At 50.7% G+C, this 13250-nt stretch carries 12 protein-coding genes; 8 read left to right on the top strand and 4 right to left on the bottom strand.

All coding sequences use genetic code 11. The annotated features are described in order from the left end of the window. Window positions 1-121: 121 nt before the first annotated feature. From ACTJJS_RS25055 to ACTJJS_RS25030, 6 genes are all read left to right on the top strand, one after another. A complete protein-coding gene (locus tag ACTJJS_RS25055; protein ID WP_440665928.1) occupies window positions 122-517 on the top strand; it encodes a hypothetical protein in 396 nt (131 codons plus the stop codon). 507 nt (window positions 518-1024) lie between these two features. Then, window positions 1025-1309 (top strand): hypothetical protein, encoded by a 285-nt coding sequence (locus ACTJJS_RS25050; protein ID WP_440665927.1) that lies wholly within the window; start codon window positions 1025-1027, stop codon window positions 1307-1309. Window positions 1310-1419: 110 nt separating this feature from the next. Further along, window positions 1420-2304 (top strand): fimbrial biogenesis chaperone, encoded by an 885-nt coding sequence (locus ACTJJS_RS25045; protein ID WP_440665925.1) that lies wholly within the window; start codon window positions 1420-1422, stop codon window positions 2302-2304. Window positions 2305-2346: 42 nt separating this feature from the next. Beyond that, window positions 2347-2829, top strand: a complete 483-nt coding sequence (locus tag ACTJJS_RS25040; protein ID WP_440665924.1) for a DUF4402 domain-containing protein — start codon at window positions 2347-2349, stop codon at window positions 2827-2829. A 28-nt stretch (window positions 2830-2857) separates the two neighbouring features. Next, window positions 2858-5488: a carboxypeptidase-like regulatory domain-containing protein gene (locus ACTJJS_RS25035; protein ID WP_440665922.1), complete on the top strand. Its 2631-nt coding sequence runs from the start codon at window positions 2858-2860 to the stop codon at window positions 5486-5488. Between the two features lie 89 nt (window positions 5489-5577). Continuing rightward, complete coding sequence (locus ACTJJS_RS25030) at window positions 5578-6102, top strand: DUF4402 domain-containing protein (protein WP_440665920.1); 525 nt, start codon at window positions 5578-5580, stop codon at window positions 6100-6102. Between the two features lie 166 nt (window positions 6103-6268). Here ACTJJS_RS25030 and ACTJJS_RS25025 read toward each other — a convergent pair whose 3' ends face one another. From ACTJJS_RS25025 to ACTJJS_RS25015, 3 genes are all read right to left on the bottom strand, one after another. Beyond that, complete coding sequence (locus ACTJJS_RS25025) at window positions 6269-7024, bottom strand: XRE family transcriptional regulator (RefSeq protein ID WP_440665919.1); 756 nt, start codon at window positions 7022-7024, stop codon at window positions 6269-6271. 174 nt (window positions 7025-7198) lie between these two features. Then, entirely contained in the window at window positions 7199-8320 is a 1122-nt protein-coding gene (locus tag ACTJJS_RS25020) for a lipid II:glycine glycyltransferase FemX (protein WP_440665917.1), read from the bottom strand. Window positions 8321-8686: 366 nt separating this feature from the next. Continuing rightward, window positions 8687-9970, bottom strand: a complete 1284-nt coding sequence (locus ACTJJS_RS25015) for a serine hydrolase domain-containing protein (RefSeq protein WP_440665915.1) — start codon at window positions 9968-9970, stop codon at window positions 8687-8689. 111 nt (window positions 9971-10081) lie between these two features. On the opposite strand from ACTJJS_RS25015, the gene ACTJJS_RS25010 reads away from it, so the two are divergent. Further along, the gene (locus ACTJJS_RS25010; protein ID WP_168874708.1) at window positions 10082-10969 is read left to right on the top strand and encodes a LysR family transcriptional regulator; all 888 of its coding nucleotides are present in this window, start codon (window positions 10082-10084) and stop codon (window positions 10967-10969) included. 53 nt (window positions 10970-11022) lie between these two features. Then, window positions 11023-12090, top strand: coding sequence for a glycoside hydrolase family 76 protein (locus ACTJJS_RS25005; RefSeq protein ID WP_440665914.1), 1068 nt, complete (start codon window positions 11023-11025; stop codon window positions 12088-12090). An 80-nt stretch (window positions 12091-12170) separates the two neighbouring features. Here ACTJJS_RS25005 and ACTJJS_RS25000 read toward each other — a convergent pair whose 3' ends face one another. Beyond that, window positions 12171-13223, bottom strand: a complete 1053-nt coding sequence (locus tag ACTJJS_RS25000) for an AOC03_06830 family ribosome hibernation factor (RefSeq protein ID WP_440665912.1) — start codon at window positions 13221-13223, stop codon at window positions 12171-12173. Window positions 13224-13250 lie beyond the last annotated feature (27 nt).

Below are 13250 nucleotides of genomic sequence, written 5' to 3'. Positions count from 1 at the left end.
TCGTTGTAATTGGGACATTTCATTTCACCCACTATAATCAAAAAATCGTAAACAACCACGAACGTCCGCTGCAAAAAGATCAACGGCCTGGCTTATCTTCGCGTGAATAAAAAAACAGCAGATGGGACCGTGGTTACATATCTGTGCGCAGTGCGGCGCCAAAAATTATTACAAGGCATGGGACATGTGCCAGCCGGAAGTTCGTTGCAGGGATTGCGGGTTTGTTAAGGTAAATCCGCCGGAAGAGGTGGAGCGGATGCGCAAGATAGCGGCAGAGAACAGCTGGTATGCAGGTTTTGTGGAGCTGTTGTTTGCGATGGAAGACGAGCTGGGCATTGAATTTAACGGCAAGGAATTTCCAGAGCCTTTTGCCACCTGGCGAACACTGCTCGAGGCGACGCTGCAGTACACCGGCACGGCCGTGACCGAAGCAAAAGTGATGGAAGTGATGGCGAAATGTGCCGATACAACGGTAACGTATATACGTGAAAAAATTGATGAGCCGATCAGTGTGTAAAAAATCACTTTTTATATGATAGTCAGGAGGACTAATGATAGGTTTGTTTTATTTGTTGGCCTGTAATATAATGTGGTGGCGGGTTTTATGGTGTTTTGCCGGTGGTATTTGTTAATCTTTTGATTTTTTTTGAAAAAAAATTTGGTGAAATAAAATTCTTATTTATCTTCGCTTCACTTATCCAAACAGTCTGTTTTTTTCTGGTTGTCCCAAAGTTGTCCCAAAACATTTGATTGACATTGTACCCCGGAATACTATACTTATACTAAGATTGGCTATATCCTGAAATATCAATTCCATAGGTTTTTCCAATAAAATATCCTTTCGCTGCGGTTACTGTTATCAGTACTATCCGTTGGTGTCTATTGGGAATACAGATGTATCGAGTGCATGTGATTGTTATGTATGTATGCTTCGTGTGTAAGGAAGTGTGGCGCTTATCCCTGGCCGTACTCTGCTTATTTTTCCGTTCTTAAGATTTTGCTTATTGTTTAAATCTGACTTCTTATGAAAGAGAAGATCCTTTCCGTGACCTTGCCTGTCGCGGTCTCGTGGGCCTGTAAGGTCTTCGCGCAGGCACCGGTAACAACGGCTACAGCTGATGCTTCCGCCATCGTGGCGGCTCCTGTACGCTGCTCGCGGGCCTACGGTAACATCGGTTTTGGCAACACGGCACCTTCCGGGACAGCTGGTGTGGTGAAACCGGCTCCGGATGCTACCCGCAGCGCTTCCGCTTTCAGGGAACGAAGTATGATCAATGCTGAAATTGCAGATGTAACAGGTGACGGGTAACCGCAAAAGTAACTGATCGGCAATTCCGGCTTAAAACCAAAAGGTCCTGTACTTCACCTGGGTGCAGGCCTTTGGTATCCCTATCCCGCAACCCAAAAATTTTTTGAAAGATGTATGCTACCATGCTTATGAAGCGCCTGACCCTGCGCGTGCAGCAGAGATATGAGATAGTCTTTGCTACCGCATTCACCTTTTCCTTTTTGTTACTGCACACGGTCATTGTGCATGCGCAGGGAAACCTGATGATTTATCCCAAACGTGTGGTGTTTGATGGTTCCAAAAGAACGCAGGACCTGGGCCTCGCCAATACCGGCGCGGACACGGCCACCTACCAGGTGTCTTTTGTCCAGGTCAGAATGAAAGAAGACGGTTCTTTTGAAAACATTGAGCAACCGGATTCAGGACAGAGCTTTGCAAGCGCTAACCTCCGTATTTTTCCCCGTACCGTTACCATTGCACCCAAAGAATCACAAGCCGTGAAACTGCAGGCCATCAACACAGGTAGCCTGCCTCCCGGCGAGTACAGATCTCACGTTTATTTCAGGGCTGTTCCTGCTCCCTTACCTGCCGGTGAAACACCGATGCGGCCCAAAGACACCAGTAACCTGGAAGTCAAACTGGTCCCCGTATTTGGTGTCACCATCCCCGTCATCATCCGTGTGGGCGCTGATTCCACGTTGGTCGTTATCTCTGACATGGACCTGGATTTCAAAGACCCGAAACAACCACAGGTGATGTTTGCGCTGAACCGCAGCGGCAATATGTCGGCCTACGGCGATCTGATGATCGATTACATCTCGCCGTCAGGCCAGCGAACGCGTGCCGCGGCGGTAAAAGGAGTGGCGGTGTATACACCGCTGTTAAAAAGAAAAGTCAGGATAGATCTCGACAACACGGCTAAGCTCAATTATCATCAGGGCAGATTGGAAGTAAGCTACGAAACGGCTTCCGGTAAACCAGCCACCCTGGCTAAACAGGAGATGTTCCTGCGCTGAGATAAACAGACGATTGTTTAACCCCTTCGCAATTTCCCGATCATGTGTATGCATTTTGTACAGCACCCGGCAGGGTGGGCTGTGACGGGCATCTTATGTTTGCTGCATTGTTTGCCCGCAGTGGCCCAGGTTACGCCCACCATCGTTCAGCAACTCAGTTTTGGTACCTTCAGCGCCGGTCAAAGCGGCGGCACCATCACCGTCAACGCGGACGGCGTCACTACCACCACCGGTGATGTGATACCCATCGGAAAAGGGACCATGGCCTCACCGGCGGTGATAGAACTGGAAGCGCCCGTTGGCAGCAGGATCGCCATCCTGGAAACCAACTCCCTGCTGAAAGGCGGCAAAGGCAACACCCTGTCGCTGCGCATCAAGAGCTCCGACCCGGCGATGCCTTTCATCACCAAAACACCCCGGACCAGCATTCATATCGGCGGGACATTAACAATCAATAAACCCGGACAAACAGCTTCAGGAAATTATAACGGACAGGTCTTCATCACTTTTTTAGCAGGCGAATAACCCCGCCTTCTATGAGAAACCATGAACCATGAAAAACCTTCACGACATGCTCATGCCCGTTCTGTTCGGCGCGCTCTGCATCGCGTGCGCCATCACCGGAACATCGGGCAGCTGCCTTGCACAAAGCCCCGGCTCAGATGACGAACTGGTTGTGACCGTGGGGATGCAGGAATTGGGGAACGCTGAGATATCCGCCATTATCCGTAACCAGGATGTTTACCTTTCAGTGAGTGACCTGTTCGATTTCCTGCAAGTTAAAAATACCCTGTCGCCCCAGGCTGATACCCTGTCAGGATTTATCATCAGCCCGGAAGACAAATTTATCATCGACAAATCAACACATACGATCACCTATAATAAAAAGACATTCACCATGGACGCTCAAAAACTTATCTGCACGCCTGCGGGATTCTATCTCCGCTCCGCCAGCTGGGCCGATGTGTTCGGGGTGAACTGCGCTTTCCGCTTCCGCGATCTGTATGTGGCCATGACGACTAAACGGGAGCTGCCTGTAATCCGTGAAATGAAACAACAGAAGCTTCGTGATAATATTAACCGGTTGAAAGGAGAGGAGAAAGCAGATACCGTTATCCGCAGAAAAGCTACACCTTTCAGCATTAATGCGGCCGACTGGTCAGTGATGACCACCACGCAACAGGACGCCACCAGCTTGAACCTCAACCTGTCGCTCGGTGGCCAGGTGGCCGGCGGCGAAACCAACCTGCAAATGAATTATATCGATGGAAACCTGGACGTTCGCAATCAGCAATTCATGTGGCATTATGTGAACAATGACCATCCATTGTTACGGCAGGTTACCGTAGGCAAGATCAATAATATGGCAATCGCCTCCGTATTGTATCCGTTAGCGGGCGTGCAGTTTACCAATGCGCCCACGCTTAACAGGAGTGCCTTCGGTACCTACCGGTTAACCGACATTACTACGCCTGGCTGGAAAGTAGAGCTGTACATTAACCATGAACTGGTCGACTACCAGCAGGCCGATGCTTCCGGTTTCTTTGCCTTCAATGTGCCCATCATTTATGGCAATACCACCGTGACGCTCCGATTCTATGGCCCTTTTGGTGAGGTGCGCACCGAGCAGCGGGAAATTATGGTGCCTTTTAATTTCCTGCCTGCCGGTGAAATGGAATACACGCTGACCGGCGGCATCATCCTCGACGGACAAAGCAGCCGTTACGCCATGGGCACCGTTCACTACGGTATCACCAAACGTATCACCATTGGCGCCGGCACAGAATATCTCTCCTCTATTCCCGGAGGGAAACCGATTCCTTTCATGCATGCCGCGTGGCGGTTGACCGACAACCTGATCTTCAGCGGTGAATACGCATACGATGTGAGAAGCAAAGCCTCTCTCTTCTGGCGCATGCCCTGTGAAATGGAAATAGAAGCACAGTACCTGCGCTATAAACCGGGACAGCAGGCAGTGAAATACAATTACCAGGAAGAACGCAAGCTCTCAATAATGCTACCTATCAGAAACCCCAATTTTTCCCTGTTCTCCCGGCTAACGGTAGATCAAATCACCATGCCGCCGGCAGAACAGGTCCCGACAACAGAAAAAATTCCGCTGACGCCTTCCATTCCCTCCGTGAAATATACTACCGTGGAATGGATCACTTCCGGCACTATCGGCCGTGTGAACACCAATGTGACCACGTTCTGTAATTTCCGGGAAGACGCGCCGCCAGTGGCATACAGCACTCTGTCGCAAACGTACCGGCTTTTCTCCAATATGTTTGTCATGCCCCGGGTACAGTACTCCTATGACAGCCACCAGTTTTCCAACGCCCGCGTGGAACTGGAGCGCAACATCAGGCAACGTACCTACGTAAGACTCTCTTTCGAAAGGGATTTTCTCTACCAGCAGTTTATTGGTGGCATTACCCTTCGTTATGATTTCAGATTTGCTAAAGCGGGTATGAGCGCCATGATAGCAGGCCGCAATTCATCGCTCACCGCTTCAGCAGGCGGCAGCCTGCTCTATGACCGGGAAAGCCATTACCTGATGACCAGCAATGTAGGCAGTGTAGGACGTGCGCAACTGACGGTGCTGGCTTTCCTTGACATCAATGGCAATGGTAAAAGAGATGCCGGTGAGCCCAAGGTGGACGGGCTTTCCATACAGATCAACGGCGGCCTGTCCGTGTTCGACAAACAAGATACCCTTTACCGTGTCTTTAACCTGGAACCTTACCGAAAATACCTGATACGCCTAAATCCTGACGGTCTCAGCTCCGTTGCGTGGCAACTGAAACATACCGCCATCGGGGTGACCGCGCTGCCCAATCAGTTTAAGCCGGTAGAAATACCTGTGACCGTTTCCGGTGAAGTAGCCGGAATGGTCAGGAATACCCAAAAACAAGGACTGTCCCGTATCCGGATCAACGTGCTGGATACCGACTGTCACACAGTTGCCTCCGTACTCACGGAAACCGACGGTTATTTCAGCTACCTTGGCCTTCGTCCGGGCACCTATACCTTAAGCCTGGACCCGGCGCAGCTGCAGCGCCTGCATATGACAGCCCAACCCGCTGAAATAACCGTTACCATTAAACAAAATCCAGAAGGCGACGTCGTCGATGGACTGATGTTTAAACTTAGCCCGATTCTATCCGCTAACCCACCCAAATAGTTCGCATTTGATTAACCCCAAACTTTTTATTTCATCACTTATCTATTTAATCATTTATCTATTTATTCATTATTTAAAACCCAAATTTTATGAAAAAGGTGTTATCATTAATGGCTATCATTTCTGTATTCTTCGCCGCAACAGCAGTTGCCCAGACATCCGCTACCGCAACAGCCAATGCTTCTGCAACTGTCATCACTCCCATTACCCTGACTAAAACGCTGGACCTGAACTTCGGTATTCTGGCTGCATCTCCGGTGCCTGGCACCCTGAAAATCACTCCTGCCGGTATTCGTACCACAACAGGTGGTGTTTCCACCCTGTCTACCGCAGGTACAGTTACCCCTGCAATTTTTTCTGTAGCAGGTGAAGATGGTTATTCTTACGCTATCACACTGCCACTTATTCCTGTAGTATTGCACAATACTACACATGCAGGCGCCTTCATGCTGGCCACTAACTTCACCAGCTCTCCGGCGGTGATCACCGGTGGCGTATTGACTGGCGGCTCTCAGGCACTGAACGTAGGAGCTACCCTGTTCGTAGGCCCTAACCAGGTAAACGGCCTGTACACTACCAGTATTCCGTTCCCGGTTACTGTGAACTATAACTAAGCAATTGTTGCGGTTGCTAGAACAAGGGGTTGTCCTGCAAACAGGGCAGCCTCTTTATTTTTATATCTTTGCGGGCTTAAGATTTATAATGTGGGACGAAAGGCTAACCTGAAAAAAAGAGAAGGGGAGTTTCCCGGGGCGTAACCCCGGGGTATCATCGGTTCTATTATTGCATGGCCGTTACTTCCGGCAGTTGTTTGCTCAGATAGCCAATAAAAGTCCATATTTCCGCCACTTCATTGATGGGCACTTCAAAATCGGCGTATTCTTCGTTGAGGGAACGCAGGAGCAGCGTGCCTTTTTGTTTAATGCGGCTGGTTACCAGTTTGAAGATAATATCTTCTTCCCCGCCTTTCAGCACCAGTACGCAGGCGGTATTGTCTTTCAGGTGTGACCAGTCTTCCAGGTACTGGGCGATGATGTGGCTGCCATCGGGGATGGGCTGCATAGAATCGCCGGAGATGGGGAACATGCGGATGGTTTTGCCACGGGGCAGTTCCGGCAGGGAAAACTTAGGCAGGCCGGCGATGAACTCCGGATCTGCGTGCCCGCTGCGATAGCCTGCCCTGGCGCGTGCAGGCACATACTCCATATTTTCTTCATTGTCCTGGTCAACCGTAATGGGCAGAATGCGTATATGCCTGCCCGTTAAGTCCACCGTATTGCCGGCTTCCAGCTCCAGCAGTTGTTCTTCCGTAGCCTGTTGCAGATCGTTTTTAATAAACGTGTCCAGGTCCACCCGGAAAAAGTCAGAGATCAATACCAGGTCTTCCAGCCGTGGGTTCCGTGTTTTACCGCTTTCCTGTGCTGTAATTTTGTTTCTGTTGATACCCAGCAGATCGGCCAGATGCTGCTGTGAGAGCTTTTTCCGCGTGCGCAGAATTCTCAGGTTCTCTCCCCAGAAAGTTGGCTTCTTCATCATTTTCCGGTTATATTTAAAATAAATTATATTTATAACGAATGGGGACAAATGTAATCAATTACGGATTACGAATGACGAATTACGAATGGAGGACCCATTTTACCCCCGTTATTTAAGTAACCTCCCTATTAGGAAAACCCTAATTCGTAATTCGTCATTTGTAATTCGTAATTGTTACCGGTGATATCCTTTGCTGTACAGTTCAGTGGCGGTATAGGCTGTATACGGGGCTTCCAGCAGGGGATAGTCCCAGCAGCCCATGCGATGAAACAGTTCTCCGCCGAAGCCGTTTTTGAACTTGTACAGGCCATATAACGGATGTTGCGGATCGGGGGTGGGAGATACGCCGAAGAAGTCATACTCCGTACAGCCTTTACGTTTAGCCCGCTGCATAGCTTCCCATTGCAGCAGGTAAGTGCCCATATAGTTCCGGTGCGTGTTGGAGGAGGCGCCGTAAAGATAAGTGCCGCGGTTGCCCGCTACCACGAGGAACATGGCCGCCAGCGGAATACCATCGGCCTCGGCCAGCAGCATCTCCACATCTGCAGGGGACGTGCTGTTATTGGCACGGGCGGTCAGCACGGTGCTGAAATAACTGATATCTTCCTGCACAATACCGTTACGTGCGCACGTTTGTGCGTACAGGTTATACCATGTATCGATATTCTCCAGCCCGGCGGCCTTTACCTGCACGCCTTTGCGGCTTGCCAGCTGGATATTGTACCGGGTCTTCGTTTTCATATTGTCGAGCAACAACCGGTCATCTTTCTTCAAATCCATAAAAATGGTATTGGACGGAAGGATGTCTGTATTCGACTTTTTCAGGTTCCGGCCGCGGGTGCTGTAGTTGAAACGCAACTCCTGCATTTGTTTGGCCGGAGGGCCCAGCCAGCTGCCGTTTTCATCGAAGTATTGCGCTTCAACTGACCAGTGCGACTGCCACGCGAGGTCATAACGTATCATGATACATTGCTCCGGCAGCAGCGGCCGCAGGCTCTCGGACAGCTCTTCCAGGAAAACGCCCTGACAGTCGGTGTCAGGCTCTATCTCCGGTCCATAGGGCACATACGCGATATATTGCTCGTCGTTGATCTGCCGCAGGATCACCAGTACGTCACTCTCTATATAACCATGTTCCGCAGCGCCGGCAAACAACGCCTGTCCCTGCACTTTAAAATCAAAGGCGTAGGTTTCCCAGCCCTGCCGGCTTTTCACCTCCGACCAATACGCCGTCTGTTGTAAAATAGCTGTCTTGTTTACCTGCCTGATCTCTTTTTTGCAAATGTCAATGTACATGATGCATCACGGTTGGATGTAAAAAAAGAAACCGCTTCACTTCCGCCGGAAATGAAACGAATGAAAATAACGCTATAAGTACGGGGCCCCCGGTATACGGCCGTCAGATCAACAGCCCGGGGCTTGTGTATGGAAGTCCTTGAAATTGGAAATGAAGTACAGCTTTTTACAGAAGCAACAGAAGGAGATGATAGCGGCTTTTTCCGCTACAGGAGCGGAAAATAGGCGGTGTCGCTTTGTGTTGTATGATAAAAACTGTAACATGACGGCTGCAAAGATACGAAAAATCACGGGGGTATTATATCAGATCAGGCAAACGGGATCGATATCATCATATCGGTCCCGTTTTATTTCCTGTGATGTCATTTAATCTTCCAATGCCTGATACACGGCCACTTTAAATTCATCGCCAATACTCCAGTACGGTGATAAATACTCCTGTGTAAAGATGATGCCGATCAGGTCCTGTTTGGGATCGGCCCAGTAGTGGGTATTAAAAGCGCCGCCCCAGCTGAAGGTGCCGATGCTGTAGGGCATCAGGTGGTCGTTGGCCGCTGTTTCCAGTGCGAAGCCGAGGCCGAAACAGAAAGGCTCCGGTTGGGCGGGCAGGGGAGAAGGGCGTACGCCTTTCTCCAGCTGGTTGGTCAGCATGAGGGCCACTGTAGCGGGACTGATCAGTTTTTTGCTGGTGTTGTCATGTTGGTCGGTGTATTTTCCATGGTGCAGGAAGAGCGCCAGGAATTTGGCATAGTCTGCCGCAGTGGACACTAGGCCGGCACCGCCGGAGAGGTAAGTGCCCTGGCGGTTGGGATACAGCGGGTCTACGCCTTCATAGATTGGATGGGTGACGGGCAGCATTTTGCCGTTTACGTCTTCATAGAGGGTGACCAGTTTCTTTTGTTTGGCCGGCGGCAGGTGGAAATAGGTGTCCTGCATGTCCAGTGGAGCAAATACCCGCTGTTGCAGGAACACGTCCAGCGGCTGGCCGCTCCATATTTCGATGAGATAACCCAGTACGTCGGTATTGAGGCCATAAGTAAAGGCCAGCCCTGGATCATGCATCAGCGGCTGTTGCGCCAGCAGGTTGATTTTTGTCTTCAGGTCGGAGGCCATGGTGCCGACACCGCTGGGCACACCTGCTTTAGCATAGATGGCCTGCATCTGCGGATCGCTGAACACGGCGGCGTAGGCTATGCCGGAGGTGTGACGGAGCAGGTCGCGCACGGTGATTTCGCGTGTAGCCGGCCGCGTAGTATAGCTGCTGTCTTTCGGGTTGAAGGACACTTTTACCCGCGGGTTTTTGAAGGCAGGAATGAATTTGGACACCGGGTCGTCCAGTTGGAATTTCCCTTCTTCCCATAGTATCATTGTACCCAGACTGATAATAGCTTTGGTTTGTGAAGCGATGCGGAAGATATTGTCTGTCTGCATGGTTTTGCGGGATGCTACATCGGCATAACCGAAAGCCTTGTTGTACACAACCTGCCCGTGACGGATAACCAGGGCGGTGGCACCGGGAATATGGCCGGCTGTTATATGGCGGTTGATCACATCGTCAATGCGGGAAATCCGTTGTGCGTCCAGGCCGGATTGGGCATAGGAAGTAAGGGTGACGGCCATAGCGGCGATCACAGTAAATATACTTTTCATAATGGTGTTTGTTATTTTTTGTGTTTGATAAGGCAAAGATGGGGTCTTCTGATCTATAAATAAAATAGCATAAATTATATCAATCTATAAAGAAAATTATACTTTTGGGGTATGATAAATTTTGAATGGTTCCGCACTTTTAAGGCTATCTATCAGACAGGCACGCTCACCGGCGCTGCGCAGGAATTATTGATATCACAGCCTAACGTAAGCCAGCATCTGGCAGGACTGGAAGCGTATATCTGTCATCCGCTGTTTGAACGGCAGCCGCGCCGCATGGTGCCGACCGATTTTGGTAAACTGCTGTATACGGAGGTGATTGATGCGGTGGAGAAACTGGAGAAGGTAGAGCTGGACTTCCGCAATACCTGTGCGTGGGAAGTGCCGCTCACCTGCGTAGGCGCGCCGAAAGAGTTTTTCCAGGCCATCATTGCGCCGCGTATCAGTCAGTCGGACGCCAGCTTCATCTTTGAATTTGGTGATCCCCGGCAGCTGCTGGACAAAGTGCTCAGGCATGAGATGTATTTTACGCTGACCACCACCTGCGGGCATGAAAAAAACATCGTGTATGAGCCGGTACTGGAAGAACGGTTTATATTGGTGGGCAACGCCGGACTGGATGACAGCGGCCTGCGTAAGGCCCTTCGGAAAAAGGACATGGCGGCAGCGGAAGCATGGCTATACGAACAGCCATGGTATGCCTATAGCAGCGATATTCCTCCTGTTCGCCGCTTCTGGCAGGAGAATTTCCATAAACGCCCGCAGATAAAACCCCGCTTTGTTATTCCGGATTATGAAGGCATCCTCAGGGCGCTGGCCGCCGGCAACGGTGTCACCATTGTACCGGACTACCTGGTAAAAGACTACCTGGGCAAAAAGGAGCTGAAACAACTCTGGGCAGACGCTGATGCCTCCTGTCAGACGTACTACCTGGCTTATGATAAAACACGCGTCACCACGCCACAGCTAAAGCGGGTAAAAGCCCTGTTGCATTTATAAGCCCTTTTGGTTATTTTGTCCGGTAGAACAGCAATTATCCGTAAATAATGCTTATGTACCGTTCAGTATGGCTAACGGTGGCGTATATACTCTCAGCCGCCACTTTGTTTGCCCAAAACAATGCACAACGCGCCGGCCTGCTACAGGCGGCGGTCGACAAACATCTGTATGAACCGCGTACCGGTCTTTATATTCAGACGAGCGACCCGGCAAAGAACCATAACCCGCATGCTGATCTGTGGGGGCTTTGTGCGCTGGTGCAGGCCGCCAACGAGATGGAGGGGCTGCACCCCGGGAAGGCCTACCTGAAGCCGGTCGTGAAAGCTATTGACCAGTACTATGATCCTATCCCGCCTGCGCCCGGCTACGCTTCGTATGTAGTAAAGGAGCGGCGGGAAGACCGTTACTACGACGATAACCAGTGGATAGGCATCGCTTACCTGGATGCCTACGCCCGTACCAAACAGCGGACTTACCTCGATAAAGGCGCCGAGATTTACCGGTTTATGATGACCGGTTTTGATACAGTGAGCGGCGGTGGTTTATACTGGAAAGAAGGAGACAAGACGACTAAAAATACCTGTTCCAATGGTCCGGGCGTCCTGCTGGCTTTGCAGCTGTACGAAGCCACGCACCGGAAAACCTACCTGGACACTGCGCTGCTGCTGTATCAGTGGACAAACAAACATCTTCGCAATGCCAACGGCGTATTCTGGGACGCGATCAAGCCATTGGAGAACAACCGCATCGATTCTGCTACGTATACCTATAACAGTGGTACTATGCTGGAAGCTAATGTGAAGCTGTACCGTATTACGCGGCAGCCACAGTACCTGAAAGAGGCACAGCAGATTGCCGCCGGCACACTGCAGCGGTTCTACCGGGACGGCCGGTTTCATTCCTCTTATTGGTTCAATGCCGTGTTGCTGCGCGGGTACCTGGCCCTTTACCGGGAAGACAAGGACCGGCGGTATGTAGATGCCATGCAGACTTACGCCGACAAGGTGTGGGAGGAAGACCGGGACGCCGGCAGCAATATGCTGGGAAAAAAGCCGGAGAAAGAGTTGCTGGGACAGGCCGGTATGATGGAGATCTACGCCCGGCTGGCAGCACTTCCCTGATTCAATGCACGCCTACAAAATAATAAGCCGCGCTGGTAAATACCAGTGCGGCTTTTCCTGTTGTTGTCGTTGTCGTATGATTAAAATCTTGTGATCAAAGCGATGCCCTGATAGTTGTCGAGGGCGTTTTCGTCGAGAAACACCACGTTGCCGCCTTTATGCAGCACTGTGTCGATGACGGGCAGCGTCACGTCCGTAGAGCCGTTGCTGTTACCCAGGGTGATGACGCCTTTGTCGACGTGGCCGGTGGGAAGGTAGGTCTGCCCGATATAGAGCGTATCTGCCTGTCCGTTTTCGGCGGCGGTGTAAATATCGTTCAGGTCTACCAGCAGGCGTTGTGCAGACTGGGCGGCATTGATGGCCTGCAGGGCAGCGTCCTGTTTTCCGGCGATGTATTGTTGAATGACCGGGAAAGTCACTTTTGCGATGTCCGGGTCGGAGGTGTCGTCGAAGCTACCGTGATGGGTACCGATTACCAGTCCCCTGATGTCCATTATTTCCTGATAGAAGGCGAGGTTTCTTTCTTCTCCCAACAGGACCACCGGCAACGGATTCTCTTCATAATATTTTTTAAATCGTTTATCCGCTGTATTAAAGAACTCTTTCAGGAGGTTGTCCACGATCTGGTCATGTTTCAGGCGCATGGGATCGGTGGTGTAATAATTGTTGAGATAAGGGAAATCCTTGTTTTTCACTTCGCTTACTATTTCGTCATTAAACGCTTCCAGCAGCCGTATTTTCTGGCGGGAAACGGAAATGATATAATAATGTTCGCTCTGCTGCACGGCTTTGAGCAGTGGGCGGATCTCGAAGCGGTCGCCGATCACGTACCGGTCGGTGGTAGTGACGGGCAAGCGTTTCACCTGGATGGAGTCCGGGCTGGCGAAGATGGCCAGTGTGTCCAGGTTATAGTCGTGATTGATGGACTTTTCAGTTTCTTTTATTTTGTCGAGCACGGGCCATACGATCCTTTTATCGAACTGTTCATATAGCTCTTTTTCCACCTGTGTGATGAGGTTTTTGAGGTGGATGCTGTCTTGTTTGTTATCGGGGAAGGTGCGATGGGTAGACACCAGGATGGTCACAGCCGGCGTGCCGGTATATTGGCTTAGATTGATCAGTGTTTGGTCCATAATTCCTGGTTTTTCTGGTGACGGGGA

The organism is Chitinophaga sp. 22308, assembly GCF_052045305.1.
GTDB classification, from domain to species: Bacteria; Bacteroidota; Bacteroidia; order Chitinophagales; family Chitinophagaceae; genus Chitinophaga; species Chitinophaga varians_A.
The sequence above is the reverse complement of the archived record's forward strand: the minus strand, read 5'-3'. Positions and strand labels throughout refer to the sequence as shown.